The 21324-nt window shown below is 37.8% G+C and carries 28 protein-coding genes; 25 read left to right on the forward strand and 3 right to left on the reverse strand.

The features are described from left to right. Positions 1–37 precede the first annotated feature (37 nt). The 7 genes from OZX76_RS04115 (at position 38) to OZX76_RS04145 (ending at position 3364) form a co-directional block, all read left to right on the forward strand. Positions 38–406: a hypothetical protein gene (locus tag OZX76_RS04115; protein ID WP_277181211.1), complete on the forward strand. Its 369-nt coding sequence runs from the start codon at positions 38–40 to the stop codon at positions 404–406. Beyond that, positions 406–588, forward strand: coding sequence for an XkdX family protein (locus OZX76_RS04120; protein ID WP_277132503.1), 183 nt, complete (start codon positions 406–408; stop codon positions 586–588). The genes OZX76_RS04115 and OZX76_RS04120 overlap by 1 nt, the downstream gene beginning before the upstream one ends. Positions 589–599: 11 nt before the next feature. Next, positions 600–959 carry a hypothetical protein gene (locus OZX76_RS04125; RefSeq protein WP_277181213.1) on the forward strand — a complete coding sequence of 120 codons (360 nt, stop codon included), beginning with the start codon at positions 600–602 and terminating at the stop codon, positions 957–959. Positions 960–971: 12 nt separating this feature from the next. After that, positions 972–1277 (forward strand): phage holin, LLH family, encoded by a 306-nt coding sequence (locus OZX76_RS04130; protein WP_277181215.1) that lies wholly within the window; start codon positions 972–974, stop codon positions 1275–1277. After that, entirely contained in the window at positions 1277–1822 is a 546-nt protein-coding gene (locus OZX76_RS04135; RefSeq protein WP_277181218.1) for an N-acetylmuramoyl-L-alanine amidase, read from the forward strand. Before OZX76_RS04130 ends, OZX76_RS04135 begins: the two co-directional genes overlap by 1 nt. Positions 1823–1947: 125 nt before the next feature. Next, the gene (locus tag OZX76_RS04140) at positions 1948–2286 is read left to right on the forward strand and encodes a hypothetical protein (protein WP_277181220.1); all 339 of its coding nucleotides are present in this window, start codon (positions 1948–1950) and stop codon (positions 2284–2286) included. After that, entirely contained in the window at positions 2279–3364 is a 1086-nt protein-coding gene (locus OZX76_RS04145) for a HigA family addiction module antitoxin (RefSeq protein ID WP_277129830.1), read from the forward strand. Before OZX76_RS04140 ends, OZX76_RS04145 begins: the two co-directional genes overlap by 8 nt. Positions 3365–3427: 63 nt before the next feature. Here the strand turns inward: OZX76_RS04145 and OZX76_RS04150 are convergent, their stop codons facing one another. Together OZX76_RS04150 and OZX76_RS04155 are read right to left on the reverse strand one after the other, a co-directional pair. Then, on the reverse strand, positions 3428–4177 hold the full coding sequence (locus OZX76_RS04150; protein WP_277181222.1) for a hypothetical protein: 750 nt from the start codon (positions 4175–4177) through the stop codon (positions 3428–3430). A gap of 757 nt (positions 4178–4934) precedes the next feature. Further along, positions 4935–6287, reverse strand: a complete 1353-nt coding sequence (locus OZX76_RS04155) for a Mur ligase family protein (protein WP_277181224.1) — start codon at positions 6285–6287, stop codon at positions 4935–4937. A gap of 145 nt (positions 6288–6432) precedes the next feature. Between OZX76_RS04155 and OZX76_RS04160 the strand changes: the two genes are divergently transcribed. The 18 genes from OZX76_RS04160 to OZX76_RS04245 all read left to right on the forward strand — a co-directional run bounded on the left by OZX76_RS04160 (position 6433) and on the right by OZX76_RS04245 (position 20417). Continuing rightward, positions 6433–7044: a thymidine kinase gene (locus OZX76_RS04160; protein ID WP_277132518.1), complete on the forward strand. Its 612-nt coding sequence runs from the start codon at positions 6433–6435 to the stop codon at positions 7042–7044. Positions 7045–7050: 6 nt separating this feature from the next. After that, positions 7051–8139: a peptide chain release factor 1 gene (gene prfA, locus OZX76_RS04165; protein ID WP_277181227.1), complete on the forward strand. Its 1089-nt coding sequence runs from the start codon at positions 7051–7053 to the stop codon at positions 8137–8139. Further along, positions 8132–8980, forward strand: a complete 849-nt coding sequence (gene prmC, locus OZX76_RS04170) for a peptide chain release factor N(5)-glutamine methyltransferase (protein ID WP_277181229.1) — start codon at positions 8132–8134, stop codon at positions 8978–8980. Before prfA ends, prmC begins: the two co-directional genes overlap by 8 nt. Beyond that, a complete protein-coding gene (locus OZX76_RS04175; protein ID WP_277181232.1) occupies positions 8981–9985 on the forward strand; it encodes an L-threonylcarbamoyladenylate synthase in 1005 nt (334 codons plus the stop codon). It abuts the gene before it with no gap. Positions 9986–10070: 85 nt separating this feature from the next. After that, positions 10071–10700, forward strand: a complete 630-nt coding sequence (gene upp / locus OZX76_RS04180; protein WP_277181235.1) for a uracil phosphoribosyltransferase — start codon at positions 10071–10073, stop codon at positions 10698–10700. A gap of 119 nt (positions 10701–10819) precedes the next feature. Then, positions 10820–11533: a F0F1 ATP synthase subunit A gene (atpB, locus tag OZX76_RS04185; RefSeq protein WP_277181237.1), complete on the forward strand. Its 714-nt coding sequence runs from the start codon at positions 10820–10822 to the stop codon at positions 11531–11533. 19 nt (positions 11534–11552) lie between these two features. Further along, on the forward strand, positions 11553–11777 hold the full coding sequence (gene atpE / locus OZX76_RS04190) for a F0F1 ATP synthase subunit C (RefSeq protein ID WP_277132528.1): 225 nt from the start codon (positions 11553–11555) through the stop codon (positions 11775–11777). Positions 11778–11821: 44 nt separating this feature from the next. Next, positions 11822–12331, forward strand: coding sequence for a F0F1 ATP synthase subunit B (gene atpF / locus OZX76_RS04195; protein WP_277181239.1), 510 nt, complete (start codon positions 11822–11824; stop codon positions 12329–12331). Further along, positions 12331–12879, forward strand: a complete 549-nt coding sequence (gene atpH / locus OZX76_RS04200; protein WP_277181241.1) for an ATP synthase F1 subunit delta — start codon at positions 12331–12333, stop codon at positions 12877–12879. The genes atpF and atpH overlap by 1 nt, the downstream gene beginning before the upstream one ends. A gap of 14 nt (positions 12880–12893) precedes the next feature. Continuing rightward, positions 12894–14405, forward strand: coding sequence for a F0F1 ATP synthase subunit alpha (gene atpA / locus OZX76_RS04205; RefSeq protein WP_277181243.1), 1512 nt, complete (start codon positions 12894–12896; stop codon positions 14403–14405). Positions 14406–14415: 10 nt separating this feature from the next. Continuing rightward, positions 14416–15378, forward strand: coding sequence for a F0F1 ATP synthase subunit gamma (locus OZX76_RS04210; protein WP_277181245.1), 963 nt, complete (start codon positions 14416–14418; stop codon positions 15376–15378). A 23-nt stretch (positions 15379–15401) separates the two neighbouring features. Continuing rightward, positions 15402–16841, forward strand: coding sequence for a F0F1 ATP synthase subunit beta (atpD, locus tag OZX76_RS04215; RefSeq protein WP_277132537.1), 1440 nt, complete (start codon positions 15402–15404; stop codon positions 16839–16841). 11 nt (positions 16842–16852) lie between these two features. Next, the gene (locus tag OZX76_RS04220) at positions 16853–17290 is read left to right on the forward strand and encodes a F0F1 ATP synthase subunit epsilon (RefSeq protein ID WP_277181247.1); all 438 of its coding nucleotides are present in this window, start codon (positions 16853–16855) and stop codon (positions 17288–17290) included. Positions 17291–17360: 70 nt separating this feature from the next. Beyond that, positions 17361–17591 (forward strand): DUF1146 family protein, encoded by a 231-nt coding sequence (locus tag OZX76_RS04225; RefSeq protein WP_277132539.1) that lies wholly within the window; start codon positions 17361–17363, stop codon positions 17589–17591. Positions 17592–17673: 82 nt separating this feature from the next. Continuing rightward, positions 17674–18663, forward strand: coding sequence for a rod shape-determining protein (locus OZX76_RS04230; protein ID WP_277132540.1), 990 nt, complete (start codon positions 17674–17676; stop codon positions 18661–18663). Positions 18664–18681: 18 nt separating this feature from the next. Next, positions 18682–18975 (forward strand): membrane protein insertion efficiency factor YidD, encoded by a 294-nt coding sequence (gene yidD, locus OZX76_RS04235; RefSeq protein ID WP_277132542.1) that lies wholly within the window; start codon positions 18682–18684, stop codon positions 18973–18975. An 8-nt stretch (positions 18976–18983) separates the two neighbouring features. Beyond that, on the forward strand, positions 18984–19211 hold the full coding sequence (locus OZX76_RS04240) for a DUF2969 domain-containing protein (RefSeq protein ID WP_277181249.1): 228 nt from the start codon (positions 18984–18986) through the stop codon (positions 19209–19211). A 12-nt stretch (positions 19212–19223) separates the two neighbouring features. Continuing rightward, positions 19224–20417, forward strand: coding sequence for an FtsW/RodA/SpoVE family cell cycle protein (locus tag OZX76_RS04245; protein ID WP_277181252.1), 1194 nt, complete (start codon positions 19224–19226; stop codon positions 20415–20417). Between the two features lie 65 nt (positions 20418–20482). Here OZX76_RS04245 and OZX76_RS04250 read toward each other — a convergent pair whose 3' ends face one another. Next, the gene (locus OZX76_RS04250) at positions 20483–20944 is read right to left on the reverse strand and encodes a universal stress protein (protein WP_277132548.1); all 462 of its coding nucleotides are present in this window, start codon (positions 20942–20944) and stop codon (positions 20483–20485) included. Positions 20945–21324: the final 380 nt, after the last annotated feature.

Consider the following 21324-nt stretch of genomic DNA (forward strand, 5'->3'; position numbering starts at 1 on the left):
AGCAAAAACATATATCTATTACAGAAGTGACAATCAAGTGTCGTATGCAATTGATAGAGAGGAACAACCTTTTGGTGATTATATCCCTTATCCTTTTGTGGCTGAGGCACCAGACCCGTCTATTAAATCTCCTAAGTACGACTGGAATAAGCGTGAGTGGTTTGAGTTTGCACCTGATGCTCAAGGACAGCTAATTAATCAGCTGTCAGCGGATGTTAAAAGCGTCAAGACTGACACCCAAGCAATTAAGAATGATAAGACAACAATTGATCAGACACTCACCTCGCTTCAATCAGGTCAAACAACGATTGGTCAACAAGTTGGCAATGTTGTTGACATGGTCTCACAGATGATGGCAGCTATGGCAGGGACGCCCACAACAGATACTGGAAAGGAAGCTGAATAATGTTTAATTTGAAACAATTTGCACCAATGATGGAAAAAGTATATCAATCACTTTATAATTCAAAGATTTACGATAAAGCTAAAATTGCTTCGTTTGTAGCACTGGGCACGATTGACGCTGCAGCGTATAAACGAATTACAGGGGAAGATTATTCAGAAGCATCTACTGAAAATAGTAAGTAGGTGCTATTTTATTGGACTGGAATAATTTGTGGGATTGGTTAAGTAGGCTAGGTATCATAACTTGGGTATCTGGCTTATGGCACCGTCACCGTAAGAAAGTGGCGGCAGAAAAGGAATTATTGGAGCAGGTACCGAAAATAAAGCAAAGCGTTGATGAGCTGACTAGATTGGTTACTCAGTTAAAAGCTGGTGAAGTTGAAGATTTGCATGTTGAGCTTGATGAACTATGTCATGTGATTATTAAGCAGGGCAATTCAAATCGCGAGCAATTCACTAGGTTAAATCAAATTTACGAAGTTTATCATGCGTTAGGCGGTAATGGTTTAGGGACAAAATTATATGAGGAAGCTAAGGAACTTCCAACGATTTAAAGGAGTTTAATTATGATTAAAATTATGTTTGACACAGTGTATGCTGTGTTATTTTTATTGGCTGTTTTAGTTGGATTTTATGCTACTAAGCACGTAGCTAAGAATAAAGCAATGTTGTTCATCGAAGACTTAGCTACGGCATTTGTCCATCAGGCTGAAACTACTGACCTTCATGGACAAGATAAAATGAGTAACGTACTAAATAGCGTTGAAGCTGTATTAGAAAAAAATCATATCAAAGTAGACCCAATTATTGAGTCAGCTATTAAAGCATTTGCAGAACAAGAAGTAGCTAAAATGAATGAAGGCAAGAAATAATGAAACGAAATTATAAATACGCACTTGGTGCTAATGAAGGTAGTTCACAAGTTGCTCAACGTAGGTTTATCGTAGCTCACTCTACTGCCACACCTAATGGCGAAGCATGGGCGGTAGCACATAATATGAAAACTGGCATCAATACTAGTCAGACCTATGTTCACTTGATTGTTGATGACAAACATATCTATGCAGTTGGCGAAATTGGTTATGTAGCCTGGGGTGCAGGAACGCCAGCAAATAATCTATCACCAGTTCAAATCGAGCTCTGTGAATTTACTAATCACAGGCGAGCAATGAAAGCCTATAAACATTATGTTAACTGGCTCAGGTGGGCTGCAAAGAAGTATGGCATTCCATTGACATTAGATGACAATGGCTACAAAGGCATTAAGACACATAGTTGGTTAGTTCAGCATGGGTACAGTAATACAAATCATACTGATCCTTGGGGATATTTAAATAAACTGGGTATTACTAAAACAAGATTCGCTAAAGACTTAAAGAAGGGTTTTAGTGGATTAAACATTAAATTAACTAAATAAAAAGAAAAGAGGCCGTCTGTAGAGTTTAATTGCTCTATGGGCGGTCCTTTTTGCATGTTTATTGACAAACTTAAGCTTAATTATTACAATGAAATTACCTAAAAGGTAATTTCATGGAGGAAAGCATGGAGATTATTTATAAGAATGATAAAGTGAAAAAGCAGTGTACGTCACTACGACAGGCTAAAAAAGATTTTTCTGATAAAGTAGCGAAGAAGCTTTTAGGAAAAATTAATTTTATTACTAGCGCTGAAAACTTGGCATCGATTATAAATTATCAACCATTTAATTTTCATGCTTTAAGAGGAAACCTTGAAGGATATTATGCAATGGATATTGATGGACGTCGAAGTCAGTATAGACTTATAGCTTGCTTTGATGAATACAGCAAAGAACAAGTTTTTACAGAATCACAGATAATAACGATAATCGAGATAACGGAGGTAAGTAAGCATTATGAGTAATGAAACAGAATATAAAGACCTAATTGCTTTTCATCCGGGGTCTTACATTGAAGAAATTGTGGAAGATTTAAATATCACACAGGCGGAATTTGCCGATCGCCTTGAGGTGTCGGCTAAGACTGTCAGTAAATTAATTAATGGTGAAACTGCAATAACTTCAAAAATTGCTAATAAATTAGCAAAGTTAACAGGAATTTCAATGAAGACTTGGTTAAGTTTACAAACAAATTATGAAGTGAAGTTAGCTGAAATCGAAAATCAAAGAAATGCAGATGAAAAACGTGCATGTGATCTGATTGATTTTTCTTACTTTAAAAAATACGGTTATGCAGATAAAAGTAAAAAACGTTATAGTAAAAGCGAAAAAATTCAGATTTTAAGAAGATCACTTAAAACTTCAAATTTGTCACAATTATTTGAATTTAATCCATTAGTTAGTTATCGCAGAGCAGATTTTAGTGAAAAATCGATTGTATGTTCAAACGTTATGTTAGAACTAGCGACAATGGATGCAAGAAATAAAACTAACAATAAATATGAAAAGGTAAAACTCGAAAAAGCTTTACCGATTATTAGAAAGATGACTCTACAAAAAACTAAAGTATTTTATCCTAGACTAAAACAACTTTTGTTAGATTGTGGTATTGTACTAGAAGCATTTCCAAATTTAAAAAATGCTAGTTTGAATGGTGCAACTAAAAAATTTAAAAATGGTAGCATACTCTTATTAATTACGGATAGAAATAAAAATTCTGATATATTTTGGTTTTCTCTTATTCATGAACTAGGACATATTTATTACGAAGACTTTTATTCTGATTATGAGGACAAAGAAAAATATCAGGAAAAAGAAAAGAAAGCAGACAGATTTGCTGAAAACTTTTTAATACCACAAGAAAGTTATAAAGAGTTTGTAAAAAAGCATAATTTTGATTTTGATGCTATTCAAAGTTTTGCTAAGAAGGTAAAAATAAATTTAGGTATTGTCATAGGTCGATTACAATCTGATAAATATTTAAAATATAATCAATATAGCAACTTAAAATCAAAATATAAAATTTCATTGCAACAAAATTAAATACGAAAAGACCGCTCTGGAGATTAATTTCTCTGGGGTGGTCTTTTTTGCTTATATATATTTTTAACTAGTACTATTATTTAGATTCTTGGTTGCCACATATACATATAATTCTATGGCATCTATTAACTTCTTTTCATATTCATCAAGAATTCTTTCATTATTACCATACCAAGATAAATAATCATATTTAGATTCAGGTTCATCTTGTCTTATTCCCAAACTACTAAGACCTTCCTCTATATTATCTATTAAAGCAATTAATATTACTTCTTTTCCATAATTTTGGTCTGTGTTTTGTAAAGTCAATAATGTTCTATCATTTACTTTTTTTGCTTCTTCTGCATCCTTTCGTCCTTTAATAACATAATCATTTACTAAATTTGGATTTTTTAAAAAAGGATATCTGAATTCTAGAGGAATATTTAATTCTGAATTTGGATCTGAATAGTATCCTTTTTGAATAAAATTAGATTTTAATTCAATTAATCTATGTAGCGTTTTATTATATAAAGATGAATTATGAGCTATACTGTCAATATCATTTGTTTTATGTTTATTAAAACTTACATAATTAGAAACTTCACGTTCATAATATTGAGAATCAACTTTAAGTGCATCTACAATTAACTTATTTAGCCACTCCTTTTGCTGTATTTTCTTATTATCTTTTTTGTCTTCATTTCTTTTTCGTTTATCTAGAAAATAACTTGACAAGAAAGCAAAAAAAGCTCCAAAAAATGATGAAACTAGATTTATTATTCCATTAGGAATGCTCTTAAAAAAATTAGAAATATTATTAAAAAAATCCATTTTATCTTCTCTAATCAAATTTATTTATTTCTGTATATACAGTTTTCTTTATTATCAAAAATCAATATTCATTTTCAAAGTAAATTGTACTACAAATTTTAATATCCATTTTTAAGCAAAACAACTAATTAGTTATTATACATAATGAAGTAATTTTTTAGAAGCATCAAAATTCCATCGGAGAAAAAATCGAGGACTAAATTTTGGCACCTTTTATTTTTACTGGTATATAAGCAGTTATAGCTTATACTTTTGCCCATCAATTTGCCCATCAGAGATAAAATTCTTAAAGTTTCTTAAAAACGTATTTCCCGTTAAATCAACGTTTTACGTTCTTAAAAACCTTTAAAAATGCTTAGTTTTCTTCGGTTCGAGCCCGGATATCCCAATAATTATGATTTGTCTTAGTTTCAATTAGCCATAAGCATTGATACTAGGGCATTTTTATTTTCTACGATTTTTTGAAATTAACTGAAAAAGCATAAATCGGTGCAAAATTTTTATTTTCGGTAATTATGCTAGCTTGCTTTTTCTTGTACCAATTAATCTTATCGTTTAAGATTTGCGGGTGATGTTGTGGTTGTTCATGACGGGACAAAACATGGGTATGGTGCTGCTAAGGATGTCACTTGGCAATTACGACATGATCAACGCAATGGCTTGACCGGTTGCTAATGATGAATATAACAAGTTGCCATAAATTTATTTTAAATAAAAAATGCAGTTCTTCATATAAGAGAGCTGCATTTTTTGATTATTACATACCAGCTTTAATGATTTTCTTTTCAGCCATTGTTTTACGCAAGGCGAGAAGGGCAGTATAGGTTGATAAAATATAAACTTTTTTAGTTGGCAATTTAGCAATTTGCGCAATTAAGTCGTCATTATTTTCAGCTACAGTCATGTTATCAGGGTTAAAGCCGGCAACTTCTAACCTAAAGTGCATGTCTTTACGACGCAAGCCGCCAATAATAACATGCCTAATCTGCTCACAATTTAGGTCTTCGAACTGGCCATCCCAAATCCAAGAGGTGTCAATCCCATCAGCATGGTTGGCATTAAGCAGAGCAACCAGTGAATAATCTTCAGGCTCCGTGTTTAACATGTGGAGCACCTCGTCAAGGCCCACCGGATTTTTAACTAAAATCAGGTCGATGTCCTTACCAGCATAATTAATTAATTCCTGCCGACCAAAGACGCGTTTGTTTTTGGCAAATGATTGTGCGACCTCATCGTCGCTTAGACCAAATTCACGAGCAACAGAATATGCAGCCAGCGCATTATAAATGTTGTAAGTCCCACCAATGTTAATTATATAATCCTTAGCCCCCATTTGAAATGCCAGTTGATTGGGCGTTTGTTTAATAATTTTGTTAACCTGATATTTTAATTCAGGCCGTTTGTAGCCGCAATGTGGACAGAAAAAGTCACCTAGGTTAGCATAGATGCGCTCATGAAAGTGAATAACATGGTCGCACTTAGGACATAAGACGCCATCTGTGTTCACTGGAGCCTTAGTATCGCTATTTTTTTGCTCAGAATCCAAATTAAATCCGTAGAATACTTTTTTATTAGGTAAGTCAACTGATGAAAAAATGCTAGCATCACCATTGGCAATAATTGTTGCTTCAGGAGCCAGCTTAATGCCATCTATGATTTTGGCATAAGTGGTGTAAATTTCGCCATATCTGTCCATTTGGTCGCGAAAAATGTTGGTTAACACATAATAACTAGGGTGAACTAATTCGGTAACCATTTTGACATTGGCTTCATCAACCTCTAAGACCGCGATTTTGCGCGTCACCTTTTTTGGCTTATGGGCCAAGAATGCTGTAACAATTCCTTGCTCCATATTTGAGCCTGATGGATTAGTTAAAATATCGCCATACTTTTGCTTTAATGCGGTCACAATTAGAGATGTCGTCATTGTCTTGCCGTTAGTCCCAGTCACAATGACCGTTTCATAATCCCGTGCTAAAGCCTTTAACACCTGCGGATCAATTTTCATTGCTAACTTGCCGGGGAAACTGGTGCCGCCTTTTAATACATTATGAAGAAACCAATAGCTTGATTTACCAGCTACCTTGGCAATTTTTGATTTTAGATTCATGTTTATCCCTCACTTTAAAATCATTATAACTATAGCATAGCGCCGAGTTGAAAACGAGTTTTCACGACAATTTACCTGCACATAATTTGATTTTCATCTATACTAGTTAAGTTAGGTTAATTTAATTTAAACAAAGGAGCAAAAAATGGCACAATTATTTTTTCACTATGGCGCGATGAGTAGTGGTAAAACAATTGAAATTCTTAAAGATACGCATAACTATGAGGCCCAGGGGCGAAAGATTGCATTGATGACCAGCGGTGTTGATAATCGCAGTGGTGTTGGCACAGTTGCTTCAAGAATTGGTCTGCACCGAGATGCAGTTCCGATTGAGCCAGAGACGAATATTTTTGAGTATATCAAAAAACTAAACGCTGAGGATAAAAAACGCGGCGATGGTTCGATTGCTTGTGTTTTTATTGATGAGGCGCAATTTTTAGAGCGGCACCATGTCTTAGAATGTGCCAGAATTGTTGATGAACTTAAGATTCCGGTAATGACTTTTGGACTTAAGAATGATTTTCAGAATAAATTATTTGAGGGTAGTAAAAACCTCTTGATTTTTGCAGATAAAATTAAGGAAATCAAAACAATTTGCCACTATTGCGGCCGTAAGGCTACAATGAACTTACGGATTCACGATGGTCAACCTGTTTATGAGGGTGAGCAAGTGCAAATTGGTGGCGATGAAAGTTATTATCCAGTTTGCCGGTTTCATTATTTTCACCCGGGAAAGCTTAGAACAAGAGAGGAATAGATAAATATGGACAAAGTTATGGCACAGCTTGAAGGGTTAGTAGCTCATTATGAAGAGCTTCAAGAAATGATGGCCGACCCAGAAGTCATCAGTGATACCAAGCGCTACATGGAAATTTCAAAAGAAGAGGCAGATTTGCGCGATGTTGTGCAAAAATACCAAAAATATAAGGCAGATAAGCAAGAGATTGCTGATAATAAGGAAATTATTTCAAGCGAAAGTGACAGCGACCTAGTTGACATGGCTAAGGAAGAAAATCACGATCTTGAACAAGAAATCGGTGAATTAGAAGACCAAATTAAAATATTAATGCTGCCAAAAGACCCTAACGATGATAAGGATATTATCATGGAAATTCGTGGTGCTGCTGGTGGGGATGAAGCCTCACTATTTGCCGGTGACTTGCTCAGAATGTATGAGAAATATGCTGAACGGCAGAATTGGCAGGTATCAATAGTTGATAGTGAACCAACAGAAGTAGGCGGCTATAAGCGGATCGCTATTATGATTACCGGTGATAAGGTTTATTCTAAGCTCAAGTACGAAAATGGTGCGCACCGAGTACAACGGGTACCAGTAACTGAATCACAAGGTCGGGTTCATACGTCAACTGCGACTGTTGCGGTTATGCCTGAATACGAGCAAGTAGATTTGGACCTTGATCCTAAGGATATTCGGGTTGATGTTTATCGTTCAAGTGGTGCCGGTGGCCAGCACATTAACAAGACTTCTAGTGCTGTTCGAATGACGCACTTGCCAACTGGGATTGTTGTTGCTATGCAGGATCAACGTAGTCAGCAGCAGAACCGGGAAAAGGCGATGCAAATTCTGAAGTCGCGGGTTTATGACTATTATGAAAGCCAAAATCGTAACCAATATGATGCTAAAAGAAAGAACGCTGTTGGTACTGGGGACCGTTCAGAACGGATTCGGACGTACAATTACCCGCAAAACCGGGTAACTGACCATCGAATTGGTTTTACTTTAAATAAGCTTGACCGAGTAATGAACGGTGAATTGGATGAAATTATCGATGCTTTAATTTTATATAACCAAACTAAGCAATTAGAGGAGCTGGCTGATCAAAATGCCTAAAATTACAATACTGCGAGATTTACAAATTTGGTCTGTTGAAACTGCACCGGATGCGAGGCCTGAAGATGTGGAATACTTGCTGGCAGAAAGATTAAATTTAACGCCCAGTGAGTATGCCTTAAAGCATGATTTACAATTAACGCCTGAGCAATTGAAGCAAGCACAAAAAGATGTTAATAAACTAGCTAAGGGGATATCGCCGCAATATATTTTGGGCTATGCCTGGTTTTACGGCTATAAAATTATGGTTCAACATGGGGTTTTGATTCCGCGGTTTGAAACTGAAGAACTAGTTAATTGGGCGCTAGCTCATTTACAGTCAGGCGACAAGGTTTTGGATTTAGGAACTGGGTCTGGTTGTATCACGGTCGTTTTAGCTAAAGAAGCTGCAAGCAAGGGAATTACTGACCTAGATTTATACGCTTCAGATGTTACCGATGCTGCTTTGCGAACTAGCGAGGAAAACTTTGTCACTTATGACCTTGATGTGACGACGCGTAAAGCTAATGTTTTAATTGGCCTAGAGAAGTTTGATGTGATTATTTCTAATCCGCCTTATATTAAGGAAACAGAAAAAAATCTTATGGACCAAAATGTCTTGCAAAATGAACCTAAAGAAGCATTATTTGGCGGTAAGACTGGCTTGGAATTTTACCAAAAATTTGCCAAACAAGTTCGGGAGCATTTAAATAGTCATGGTGAGTTCTTCCTGGAGTACGGCTTTAGTGAAAAGGAGCAGTTAAGTGAATTATTTGCTAAGGAATTGCCGGACTTTACGGTTGAGTTTAAAAACGACATGGCAGGTAAGCCACGCATGGTTTATGGAAAGTGGAACAAGTAGATGGAAACGAAAATTTTTTCAGAAGGACAAATTGATGATGCAGTTAAATTGCTGGCTGCAGGTGAATTAGTCGCTTTTCCAACGGAAACGGTTTATGGACTAGGAGCAATTGCCACTAACGAAAAGTCGGTCAAAGGTGTTTATGCAGCTAAGGGTCGGCCGAGTGATAATCCATTAATTGTGACGGTTTCAGACGCTGAAATGATGGCAAGATATGCTAAAGAAGTGCCAGAACGGGCAAAAAAGTTAATTAAACACTTCTGGCCAGGCCCATTAACATTGTTGCTCTTTGTTAAACCTGACAGCTTACCTAGCGCTGTTACTGGCGGTCTTGATACAGTTGCCTTTCGTTGCCCCGATGACAAGCTGACCCATGACTTAATTGCCAAGTTGGGTTATCCAATTGTGGGGCCGTCAGCCAATACATCAACTAAGCCTAGTCCAACAACTGCACAACATGTATATCATGATCTTAAGGGTAAAATTGCTGGTATCATTGATGGCGGAGAGACAAGAGTAGGTCTGGAATCGACGATTATTGACTTATCAGTTAAAACTCCGATTGTTTTGCGTCCCGGCGAGATTACTCCGGAAGAGCTAAGTGCAGTTTTAGGAGAAAAGGTACTGATTAACACCGGCAAGGTTTCTGATCAAGATGTACCAAAGGCACCAGGGATGAAGTACCGGCATTATGCGCCTGCTGCTCCTGTAATGGTGGTTGATGATGCTAAAGACTTTGCGCAGATTAATTTTGATAAAACAACGGGGGTTATGGCTCTTGATGCTGAGTTAGCAAAAATTTCTGCGCCAGAAGAAAATAAATTTAGCTTGGGGCAAGATTTAACTGATGCTGATCATAATTTGTTTAGCGGCTTACGTTATTTTGACGATAAAAAGGACATCAAACAGATTTTTGTCCAAGGCTTCAGTGGTAGTGAAGAAACTTTAGCTTATATGAATAGACTAAATAAGGCCGCTGCTGGTCACCATTATCAAGTGAATTAAAAAATTCCCAGCAAAGGACTTTAAACCCGTTGCCGTTTTGATTAAAATACTTGTTAAGTATAATTTATATTTTTAGGAGGAAATTATGGGCAAGTTTACAGTTTTGGATCACCCATTGATTCAGCACAAGTTAACCATTATCAGACGTAAGGAAACGAGTTCTAACGAATTTCGCCGAATTGTCGGTGAAATTGGCGGTCTTATGACCTATGAAATCACCAGAGATTTGCCACTGAAGGATGTTGAGATTGAAACACCAATTGGCAAAACTACGCAGAAAGAAATTGCCGGTAAAAAGATGACGATTGTGCCAATCCTACGTGCTGGTATTGGGATGCTTAACGGTGTAATGGAAATGATTCCGTCAGCTAAAGTTGGCGTTATTGGGATGTATCGTGATGAAGAAACTTTGAAGCCACATGAATATTTCTGTAAGATGCCAAAAGATATTGCAGAACGTGAATGTTTGGTTGTTGACCCAATGCTTGCTACTGGTGGTTCGGCTAACATGGCTATTGGTGCTTTGAAAAAGCGCGGCGTTACGGATATTAAGCTAGCTGTATTAGTTGCTGCACCAGAAGGTGTTAAGGCAATTCAAGAAGAAAATCCAGATGTTGATATTTACGCTGCTGCTGAAGATGATAAATTACTGCCAAATGGCTACATTTTCCCAGGTCTTGGAGATGCTGGTGACCGGTTATTTGGAACTAAATAGTTTTGCATTTGGCAAATTAATTTTAGAATTCGCTTACAATTTTTCACAAAATTAATGTTTGGTGTTAATATTGTATGAGTGTTCGATAATTGAGCACAGGAAGGGAGGTCCGCGAAGTAATGGAGAAATCATTTGTTTTTAAATTCTTGGGCTTAAACTTTGATCTCACTGGGATCATTGGCTCAACTTTAATGGCAGCAGTGGTTTTATTTGTCTGTATTTGGCTTTCACGTAAAGTTGAAATGAAACCAAACAAAAAGCAAAATGTGCTAGAATATCTGCTTGAATTCACTAATAACATTGTTAAAGATAATGTTGAGGATGTTGATGCGCAGAATCACTTGTCACTTTATGCTTTTGTATTGTTTCTTTTCATCTGGTTTATGAACATGCTTGGCTTGTTCATGGAAGTCAAAGCTGGCGACTACATGTTTGTTAAGTCGCCAACAGCCGACCCAGTGACGACAATGTCGTTTGCAATGATGACCTTGCTTCTATCATTCACGTTTGGAATGCAAAAGTTCGGCGTTGGTGGATATTGGCGCAATTACGCTGCACCAGTTGGTTTTTTGTTCCCAATCAATATGATTGAGGAAATTACTAACTTTTTGACGTTGTCCTTGCGTTTATACGGGAATATCTATGCTGGTGAAGTTTTGTTAACGTTAATTGGAAATAGTTTAGCTCCAAGCTTTGGTATTTCTACGTTAATTTTAGCTGCGCCGCTTGCAATGATTTGGCAAGGTTTCTCTGTCTTCATTGGCTCTATCCAGGCATATGTTTTCGTAACTTTGTCAATGGTTTACATTGGAAAAAAGGTTACAAAGGAATAATTTTTTTGGAGGTTAAAATATGTCACAAGCTTTTAAATATTTAGCTGCAGCACTTGCAGCAGGAATCGCTGCTCTAGCTGCTTCTTGGGGTAACGGTAAAGTTATTACTAAGACAATTGAAAGCATGGCTCGTCAACCAGAAAGTGCTGGTAATTTAAGATCAACAATGTTTATCGGTGTTGGTTTGATTGAAGCCGTTCCTATTTTGGCGGTCGTTGTTGCGTTCCTGATTCTCTTCCTTTAATTTTTACTAAAAGATTTAGGTTGAAAAAGAGAGAAGGGCAGTAAATGACATTTCAAACTTTATTTGCAGCCTCAGGTCATATTTATCTTGGTAATACCATTTGGTATTTAATTGTTTTTGCAATTTTGCTTGTTTTGGTTAAGCATTATGCTTGGGGACCAGTTTCCGACATGATGGAAAAACGGCGCCAAAAGGTAATTAATGATTTGGATTCAGCTGCAAGCGATCGTAAAAAAGCTGAAATTTTAGCTAATGAGCGTGAAGCTGCCTTGAAGAATTCAAGACAAGAGGCAACTCAGATTCTCTCTGATGCAAAGGCTAATGCGCAAAAGACAAGCAGCAAAATTGTGGCTGATGCTAATAATGATGCTGCTTCAATTCACGATAAAGCTAAGGCTGATGCTGCTCAAGCAAAAGTTGATGCTTTGAATGAAGCACGTGGTCAAGTTGCAGATATTTCTGTAGCAATTGCTGAAAAGGTAATTACCAAGAATTTATCTGCTGCTGATCAAAAAGACTTAGTCGATCAATTCATTAAGGGGCTGAATGAATAATGGCCTTAAGTAGAGAAGAAATAGCTGCACGTTACGGAACAGCATTGTTCAGCTACGCACAGGATATGAATTCTTTGGATGCTGTTCATGCGGATTTACAGGAGTTAGCGCAAGCTGTTTCTGCTAATCCACAGATCTTGAGTGTTTTTAGCGATCCGATTTTTAATAGCGATGAAAAAAGGGCTTCACTTGCGGTGATTGAGAAAGATTTCAACGCCGTGGTACAGAACTTTTTAAATTTTCTACTAGAATATGATCGTTTTGCGGATTTACTTGATATTATTGATCGTTTTAACGATTTATATGATCAAAAAAACAAGATTACATCGGGGACTGCAATTACGGCAGTCAAGCTTGATGATGCGCAATTAGCTGCTTTAAGTAAAAGCTATGCGCAAAAGTACGGCTTAAAGGATGTTCGACTCGAAAATAAAGTAGATGAGAGTATCTTGGGCGGTGTAGTTTTACGCATTGGTGACCGTTTAATTGACGGTTCCGTTAAAAACAAGCTGAAGAAGATCCGCGTTCAGTTAATAAATAAAGATTAAAAGAGGTGAAACCATTGAGCATTAAAGCAGAAGAAATTAGCTCTTTAATCAAGCAGCAACTTGAGCACTATGATGATAAGCTCGATATTAATGAAGTCGGGGTTGTAACATACATAGGTGATGGTATCGCCCGGGCTCATGGACTAAACAATGTTTTGGCTAATGAGCTGTTAGAATTTGACAATGGTTCTTATGGGATTGCTCAAAACCTTGAAGCCAATGATGTTGGTATTATCATTTTGGGTAATTTTGATAACATTCGTGAAGGTGACCAGGTTAAAAGAACCGGTCAAATCATGCGTGTTCCAGTTGGTGACGCATTAATCGGTCGAGTTGTTAATCCATTGGGTCAACCCGTTGACGGTTTAGGTGAAATCAAGACGGACAAGACGCGACCAATCGAATCAAATGCCCCAGGTGTTATGCAGAGACAATCTGTTAACCAACCATTGCAAACGGGTATTAAAGCGATTGATGCATTGGTACCAATCGGTCGTGGTCAGCGTGAGTTAATCATTGGTGACCGTAAAACCGGTAAAACTAGTTTGGCAATTGACACAATCTTGAATCAAAAAGGGCAAAATGTTATTTGTATTTATGTCTTCATTGGTCAAAAAGAGTCAACTGTTAGAACTGAAGTAGAAACTTTAAAACGTTTCGGCGCAATGGATTATACTATTGTCGTCGAAGCTGGACCTAGTGAACCAGCACCAATGCTGTATATTGCACCTTATGCTGGTACCGCGATGGGTGAGGAATTTATGTACAACGGTAAGGATGTTTTGGTTGTCTTTGACGATCTATCCAAACAAGCTGTTGCTTACCGTGAACTCTCCTTGCTTCTCCGTCGTCCGCCTGGTCGTGAAGCATATCCTGGTGATGTTTTCTATTTGCATTCACGTTTGCTTGAACGTAGTGCTAAGTTGAGTGATGAATTAGGTGGCGGTTCAATGACTGCATTGCCATTCATTCAAACTGAAGCCGGTGATATTTCCGCATATATTCCAACTAATGTTATTTCAATTACCGACGGTCAGATTTTCTTGCAAAGTGATTTATTCTTTGCCGGAACTAGACCAGCGATTGATGCCGGAAACTCAGTTTCTCGTGTTGGTGGTAGTGCGCAGATTAAAGCGATGAAGAAGGTGGCTGGTACTTTACGTACTGATTTAGCTGCTTTCCACGAATTAGAAAGTTTTGCTCAATTTGGTAGTGACTTGGATCAAGCGACTCAAGCTAAGTTAAACCGTGGTCGTCGGGTTGTTGAAGTTTTGAAGCAACCTTTGCATGATCCGATTCCGGTTGAGAAGCAAGTCTTAATTCTTTATGCCTTAACGCATGGTTATTTGGATTCAATTCCAGTTGAAGATATTGCGCGGTTTGAAAAGGAAATGTATGACAACTTTGATAGTTCTCATGCTGATCTTTTGAAGCAGATTCGCGAAACTGGTGAATTACCAGATGAAAAAGAATTACAAGCTGCAATTAGCAAATTCGCTGATAGTTTTTCACCAAGTAATAAATAGGAGGTAGCTTATGCCTGCATCTTTACTTGAGTTGAAGAAAAAAATTGCTTCAGTTAAGCAAACTGGTAAAATTACGGAAGCCATGAGAATGGTTTCTGCATCAAAGTTAAATCAAACCGAAAAACGTGATCAAGGTTATACAATTTATAACGATCATGTCCGGCAAACTTTGTCGCGGCTGATGAGTAGACAAGTCGTTAACCATTTACATAAAGAAATGATAAGCGCTGACGAGGATAATATCAGCAAGATTGATTACGAAAATGTATTTGGTCTTGGAATTGTCTCCAATATGGTGCAAGAGCGCAAGAAAATTAAGTCAACTGGTTATTTGGTAATAACTGGTGACCGTGGACTTGTTGGCTCTTATAACAGTGCTGTCATTAAAAATATGATGGGTTTAATTGAAGATTCTAAAGCTGACAACAAGGATATTAAAATTTTGGCTGTTGGGTCAGTTGGTGCAGACTTTTTCAAGAAAAACAACCTTAATGTTGTTTATGAAAATGATGCTATCACTGACGTACCAACTTTTGATGAAGTTTTACCGATTGTTTCAACCGCAATTAAAATGTATTTGAATGGCGTTTATGATGAGTTGTACGTCTGCTACACGCACCATATTAACTCGCTGTCATCTGCATTTCGGGTTGAAAAAATGCTACCAATCGTTGATATTGATATTGGCGTTAAGGAAGCTGAAGTACATAAAGATTTAGAATATGATATTGAGCCCAACATTAATACTGTCTTGTCGACTTTAGTACCACAATATGCGCGTTCAACAATTTATGGTGCCATTTTGGACGCCAAAACTGCTGAGCATGCAAGTTCAATGACGGCAATGCAGAGTGCGACAGATAATGTTAATGACTTGGTATCGAGTTTAACTACTAAATTAAACCGTGCAAGACAAGCTGAAATCACCACTGAAATTACTGAAATTGTCAGTGGTGCCGAAGCTTTGAAATAAATAGAGAAAAGGAGGTAGATGTTTTGAGCGAAGGTGAAGTTGTTCAAGTAATCGGCCCAGTTGTCGATGTTAAATTTCCACTTGATAAAAACCTACCTGATATTAACAACGCATTACGCGTAGTCATATCAGAAGATACTTCTGTTGTCCTTGAAGTTACACTTGAGCTTGGTGATGGTGTTTTAAGAACTATTGCCATGGAATCTACTAATGGTCTCAGACGCGGGATGAAGGTTGAAGACACTGGCGGTCCAATTTCAGTACCAGTTGGTAATGATACTTTGGGTCGTGTGTTCAACGTTCTGGGCAGTCCAATTGATAATGGTCCTGAATTTAGTAAGGATCATCCGCGCAAGAGCATCCACAGGGAAGCTCCTAAGTATGCAGAACTGACAACTAGTCAGGAAATTCTTGAAACAGGAATTAAAGTTATTGACTTGCTCGAGCCTTATGTTCGAGGAGGTAAAGTTGGTCTGTTTGGTGGTGCCGGTGTTGGTAAAACCACGATCATTCAGGAGTTAATTCACAATATTGCGCAAGAGCATGGTGGTATTTCCGTGTTTACCGGTGTTGGTGAAAGAACTCGTGAAGGTAATGACCTTTACTTTGAAATGAAGGCCTCAGGCGTTTTAAGTAAAACTGCCATGGTCTTTGGTCAGATGAATGAGCCGCCTGGTGCCAGAATGCGGGTTGCCTTAACCGGTTTGACCTTAGCTGAGTACTTCAGAGATGTTGAAGGGCAAGATGTTTTGCTCTTCATCGATAACATTTTCCGATTCACTCAGGCTGGTTCAGAAGTTTCCGCTTTGCTTGGTCGGATGCCTAGTGCCGTTGGTTACCAGCCAACATTGGCAACAGAAATGGGTCAATTGCAGGAAAGAATCACTTCAACAACGAAGGGTTCAATTACTTCAATTCAAGCCGTTTACGTGCCAGCCGATGACTATACCGACCCAGCACCTGCTACGACGTTTGCTCACTTGGATGCTACTACCAACTTGGAACGTAGCTTAGTTGAGCAAGGTATTTATCCAGCAGTTGACCCACTTGAATCAACTTCTAGTGCTTTGGATCCGGAAATTGTTGGTAAGGAACACTACGAAGTTGCAACTGGCGTACAGCATATTTTGCAACGTTACCACGAATTGCAGGATATTATTTCCGTTTTGGGTATGGACGAGTTGTCCGATGAAGAAAAAGTAATCGTTAGTCGGGCTCGGAAGATACAGTTCTTCTTATCGCAAAACTTCTTTGTTGCCGAGCAATTTACTGGTGTTCCTGGTTCATACGTTCCAATTAAGGATACAATCAAGGGCTTTAAGATGATTTTAGATGGGCATCTTGATGATTTACCTGAAGATGCTTTCCGTAGTGTTGGCCCAATCGAAGATGTCCTTAAAAAGGCACAAAAGATGGGTGTTACAGCTAGTGACCCAGCTGCAAAAGCATTATTAGAAAAGTAGGGTGATGTCAAATGGCAGATCCAGAGAAACTTTTTTTGGTAAATATTGTTACTCCTGATGGCGTGATCTACTCGCATCATTCTAGTATTGTGGAAATGCGGGCAATTGATGGTCAGCGTTCAGTTATGTACAATCACTTGCCGATATTAACTCCACTCACAATTGGTGAAGTTAAGGTTAAGCGAAGTAAGGAAATGAACCAGGCAGTCAATCATATTGCTGTAAGTGGTGGCTATTTTGAGTTTTCAGATAACGTTGCTACAATCATTGCCGATAGTGCTGAACGTGCCAAGAACATTGATGTGTCACGGGCACAAGCTGCTCGTGATCGAGCACAAAAGTACATGGCAGAAGCAAAAGCTCAGCATGATCAACGTTCATTACAGAGAGCTCAGATTGCATTAAGACGAGCTGTAAACCGGATTAGTGTTTACAATTCTAATAATTAGTAATACGAGTTTTAAGCGGATGCACGAGAGTGCATCCGCTTTTTGTTAATAATAGAATGCGAGAAATGGAATGTTTCAACTTGGAGTGCACGCGTTAATCAGCATTGTAATCTATTTGATTACGATTGGATTGTCTTTTCAAATTATGAAAAGCATCAAAATTGAAAAAATTGTCCGTAAGGGTAAAATCTTCGAGGCACAATTATTGCTGATTTTTGCAGCAATCGGACTTGGCTTTTTAGTTGGCGATTTCTTTGTAACCTTAATTGATACGTCATTGCAATTAAGCAATTTCTTTTAAGACTTAGTAAAAAGGTTAAAGTCAAAGGAAAAGCTGTTTTCTTTATGGTAAAATGAACAATGAATATTTATGGAGGATTATCGTGGCACGAGATATAGGAATCGATTTAGGGACAGCCAATGTGCTTATCAACGTCTCCGGCAAGGGGATTGTATTAAATGAGCCATCAGTAGTTGCTGTCAACACAAGTACAAATAAAGTGGTAGCAGTAGGAACCGAAGCATACAAGATGGTTGGTCGGACTCCGGGCAACATTCGGGTTATTCGTCCGCTCAAAAATGGCGTAATCGCTGACTTTGACATTACTGAGGCGATGTTGTCGTACTTTATTGAAAAGTTAAACGTAAAAGGCTTTATGTCCAAGCCAAATATTTTGATTTGTGCACCAACTGGTGTAACTTCAATTGAACAGAAAGCAATTATTCAGGCAGCAGAAAAATCTGGTGGCGGTAAAGTTTACCTTGATTTTGAGCCAAAAGTTGCTGCTGTCGGTGCTGGTCTAGATATTTTTAAGCCTCAAGGTAATATTGTGATTGATATTGGTGGGGGAACCACTGATATTGCAGTCTTATCAATGGGCGAAATTGTTACCAGCCAATCTTTGCGTTATGCTGGTGACCACATGAACCAAGCAGTTGTTTCTTACATTAAGAATAAGCACAATTTGCTAATTGGTTCACGCACGGCTGAACAAATTAAGATTGAAATTGGTAGTGCATTTGAACCGGACAAGGAAGAAACCATTACAGTGCGTGGCCGGGATATGGTAGATGGCTTACCTAAGCAGGTAACTGTTTCTGCACCTGAAATTCAAGAAGCTTTGCATGATGGTCTGATGACAATTATTGCTTCAACTAAGGAAGTCTTGGAAAAGACGCCACCAGAGTTGTCCGCTGATATAATTGATCGCGGAATTATGCTTACTGGTGGCGGCGCACTGCTTAAGAACATCGATAAGCTAATTTCGTATTATTTGAAAGTTCCTGTTTTAACAGCTGACCATCCATTAGAAGCAGTTGCCTTGGGAACAGGTACATTACTTAAAAATATCGAAAAGCACCAACGTCATTAATTCGCGGGGGAAATTGACTTGCGTAAGATTTTGATTTTTTTAGTTAAAATTTATCAGAAACTGATTTCACCAATTTTGCCGCCAACATGTCGGTATTATCCAACTTGTTCAACCTATATGATTGACGCTCTTAGAAAGCATGGACCGTTGTTAGGACTAATAATGGGAATTTGCCGTATTTTGCGTTGCAATCCATTTGTTCGTGGCGGTGTTGATCCAGTTCCCGATAAGTTTACTATTTTCCGTAATCCTCACCCTGAGAAGTATGAGGATGAGATTATTGCAAGAAAATTTCACCCAAATGTGAAGTAGGAGATAAAATGTCAAAAAAACCAGAAAATATTAATATTGAAATTAATGAAGTCAAGGATAAAGAGATCCCGACTTGGGAAGTGGTTATCCCGAATAAAAAGTCAATTGGCTTAATTGAAAAGATTGATGGCCGCTATCGTGCCACTACTGGCAAAACTAGCAATGTTTTATACGCAAAGACGCTTGAAAGTAGTGTCAATGACTTATTATCATACTTTGCGTTACATGAAAAATAGATGTGATCATTAATGGTAAAAGTAGAAAATGAAACGGATTTGTTTGATCGAATTGCATGGAATGTGGTTGTTCCGGTTATCCTGCTAGCATTAATTGGTTTGTATTCGATTTATTTTGCAGCAGTTGACGATCCTAGTCACATGGGTAGTCCGATGAAAGCAGTGGTTATGCAAGGGTTATGGTATGTCATCTCTCTTGCCATTGTTGTTTTTGTCATGCAATTTGATGCAGAGCAACTGTTGCGTGTTGCGCCGTATATTTACGGCTTTGGGATTATCTTACTAATAGCTGTCCTGTTTTTCTATAATCGTAGTGTGGCAGGAGATACTGGTGCTAAGAGCTGGTTTAAATTAGGACCGATTTCGTTTCAACCATCAGAAGTCATGAAGCCGGCATTTATCTTAATGCTGGCACGAGTTGTCCATGAGCATAACAAAAAATTTGCGCATACAATTAAGAATGATTGGTTACTGATTGGTAAAATGGTCGGATGGTTATTGCCAGTTGCAATTCTGTTGAAATTGCAAAATGACTTCGGAACTATGCTGGTCTTCATTGCCATTGTTGGCGGTGTTGCACTAGTTTCGGGTATTTCGTGGAAAATTATTGCACCAATGTTTGCAGCTGTATGTATTTTAGCTGCAAGTGTGATTTTTATGGTAACGACAGAGGGCGGCCAGGCTTTTCTGAGTCACTTCTTCCAGGCATACCAGTTTAAACGGATTATGTCTTGGCTGAATCCGGCAACTGACACCTCCAAGGGGGCTTATCAATTATGGCAAAGTATGCAGGCTATCGGCTCAGGACAGCTGTTTGGTAACGGCTTTGGCAAATTGAGTGTCTATGTTCCCGTTCGCGGCTCAGACATGGTTTATTCTGTTATTGGTGAATCATTTGGCTTTGTCGGCAGTGTTGCAGTCATTCTGCTCTATTTGTACTTAATTGTTCAAATGGTTAAGATTACCTTTGATACGCGGAATGCTTTTTATTCTTATGTATCCACAGGGGTTATCATGATGATTTTGTTTCACGTTTTTGAAAATGTGGGCATGAGCATTGATTTGTTGCCGCTGACGGGGATTCCATTACCGTTTATTTCACAAGGTGGGTCAGCCTTGATTGGTAATATGATTGGTATTGGGATGATTTTATCCATGAAATTTCATAATAAAGATTACATGTTTAGCCAAGCTGGCGACTTTTAAAATTTATAACAATCAAAAAAGTGCATTTACCTCAGGGTAAATGCACTTTTTTGTATTAACAATAATTATTTGGTTAAAGCTGAATTTTCTCTTGAACGGCAAATCAGAACGTCACAGTTGGTTGTTCTGGTAACATATTCAGTTACACTGCCGATTAGCAGACGTTCAACGGCATTAAGTCCAGTAGAACCAAGGACGATTAGATCAACATGATGTTTTTTAGGAAATTCATGAGCAATAATTGCTTTTGGCGACCCGAACTCAATTGAAAAATGAACTTCCTGTACACCTGCTTGTTTAGCGTTTTTGTAGTATTGTTCCATTTTTTCTTTTGCGTCATTGGAAACTTGTTCAATCATCTCGGAGTCAAAGCTCGAGACATTTTGAAATGATCGCGTATCAATTACGTGCAAAATTTCTAGTATTGCGTCATTGCGGATAGCAGCCGAAACTGCTTTTTTAAAGGCTAAGTCAGCCTCTTTAGAACCATCCACGGCGACTTGAATGTGGTGATATTGTTTCATCATTAGAACACCTCTTTCACTATCTATTTTACCAAATTTTGGTTAGTTATTCATTCTTTTGATTAATTAATAGACTAAAAATCAAAATTGTGAGCGAACTGAAAATTAAAGTAATTAAATTTAGATAGCGATTTCTTTGCAATAATAGGAAAATACCCAAAATCGTTTCAATAAAAAGCAGTATTGCCGTCCAGCGCATAATTGTCTTGAAATTGTTTGTGCCTTTGCTGTTATAGATTAGGAATTGACCGTCTTGACAGTGCCATAAGTAGAGGGAAGTTATCAGTAAAATTAGAAGATAAATTCCCATGATAATTTTAATAGCCATAAAAACTCCACAAAAAAACGGCTTAACAACCGTTTTGTAAAATCTCAAAATAAAT

The organism is Lactobacillus sp. ESL0677, assembly GCF_029392875.1.
GTDB lineage: Bacteria > Bacillota > Bacilli > Lactobacillales > Lactobacillaceae > Lactobacillus.

What these genes read in the sequence shown, in the direction of transcription:
- prmC (WP_277181229.1), top strand. Translation starts at nt 8,132, where the DNA reads ATGCCTAAAATTACAATACTGCGAGATTTACAAATTTGGTCTGTTGAA.
- atpH (WP_277181241.1), top strand. Translation starts at nt 12,331, where the DNA reads ATGGCCTTAAGTAGAGAAGAAATAGCTGCACGTTACGGAACAGCATTG.
- OZX76_RS04240 (WP_277181249.1), top strand. Translation starts at nt 18,984, where the DNA reads ATGTCAAAAAAACCAGAAAATATTAATATTGAAATTAATGAAGTCAAG.
- atpF (WP_277181239.1), top strand. Translation starts at nt 11,822, where the DNA reads ATGACATTTCAAACTTTATTTGCAGCCTCAGGTCATATTTATCTTGGT.
- OZX76_RS04250 (WP_277132548.1), bottom strand. Translation starts at nt 20,944, where the DNA reads ATGATGAAACAATATCACCACATTCAAGTCGCCGTGGATGGTTCTAAA.
- OZX76_RS04155 (WP_277181224.1), bottom strand. Translation starts at nt 6,287, where the DNA reads ATGAATCTAAAATCAAAAATTGCCAAGGTAGCTGGTAAATCAAGCTAT.
- atpE (WP_277132528.1), top strand. Translation starts at nt 11,553, where the DNA reads ATGTCACAAGCTTTTAAATATTTAGCTGCAGCACTTGCAGCAGGAATC.
- OZX76_RS04210 (WP_277181245.1), top strand. Translation starts at nt 14,416, where the DNA reads ATGCCTGCATCTTTACTTGAGTTGAAGAAAAAAATTGCTTCAGTTAAG.
- OZX76_RS04245 (WP_277181252.1), top strand. Translation starts at nt 19,224, where the DNA reads ATGGTAAAAGTAGAAAATGAAACGGATTTGTTTGATCGAATTGCATGG.
- OZX76_RS04160 (WP_277132518.1), top strand. Translation starts at nt 6,433, where the DNA reads ATGGCACAATTATTTTTTCACTATGGCGCGATGAGTAGTGGTAAAACA.
- OZX76_RS04120 (WP_277132503.1), top strand. Translation starts at nt 406, where the DNA reads ATGTTTAATTTGAAACAATTTGCACCAATGATGGAAAAAGTATATCAA.
- OZX76_RS04175 (WP_277181232.1), top strand. Translation starts at nt 8,981, where the DNA reads ATGGAAACGAAAATTTTTTCAGAAGGACAAATTGATGATGCAGTTAAA.
- OZX76_RS04145 (WP_277129830.1), top strand. Translation starts at nt 2,279, where the DNA reads ATGAGTAATGAAACAGAATATAAAGACCTAATTGCTTTTCATCCGGGG.
- OZX76_RS04135 (WP_277181218.1), top strand. Translation starts at nt 1,277, where the DNA reads ATGAAACGAAATTATAAATACGCACTTGGTGCTAATGAAGGTAGTTCA.
- upp (WP_277181235.1), top strand. Translation starts at nt 10,071, where the DNA reads ATGGGCAAGTTTACAGTTTTGGATCACCCATTGATTCAGCACAAGTTA.
- OZX76_RS04220 (WP_277181247.1), top strand. Translation starts at nt 16,853, where the DNA reads ATGGCAGATCCAGAGAAACTTTTTTTGGTAAATATTGTTACTCCTGAT.
- OZX76_RS04150 (WP_277181222.1), bottom strand. Translation starts at nt 4,177, where the DNA reads ATGGATTTTTTTAATAATATTTCTAATTTTTTTAAGAGCATTCCTAAT.
- prfA (WP_277181227.1), top strand. Translation starts at nt 7,051, where the DNA reads ATGGACAAAGTTATGGCACAGCTTGAAGGGTTAGTAGCTCATTATGAA.
- OZX76_RS04140 (WP_277181220.1), top strand. Translation starts at nt 1,948, where the DNA reads ATGGAGATTATTTATAAGAATGATAAAGTGAAAAAGCAGTGTACGTCA.
- atpB (WP_277181237.1), top strand. Translation starts at nt 10,820, where the DNA reads ATGGAGAAATCATTTGTTTTTAAATTCTTGGGCTTAAACTTTGATCTC.
- OZX76_RS04130 (WP_277181215.1), top strand. Translation starts at nt 972, where the DNA reads ATGATTAAAATTATGTTTGACACAGTGTATGCTGTGTTATTTTTATTG.
- OZX76_RS04225 (WP_277132539.1), top strand. Translation starts at nt 17,361, where the DNA reads ATGTTTCAACTTGGAGTGCACGCGTTAATCAGCATTGTAATCTATTTG.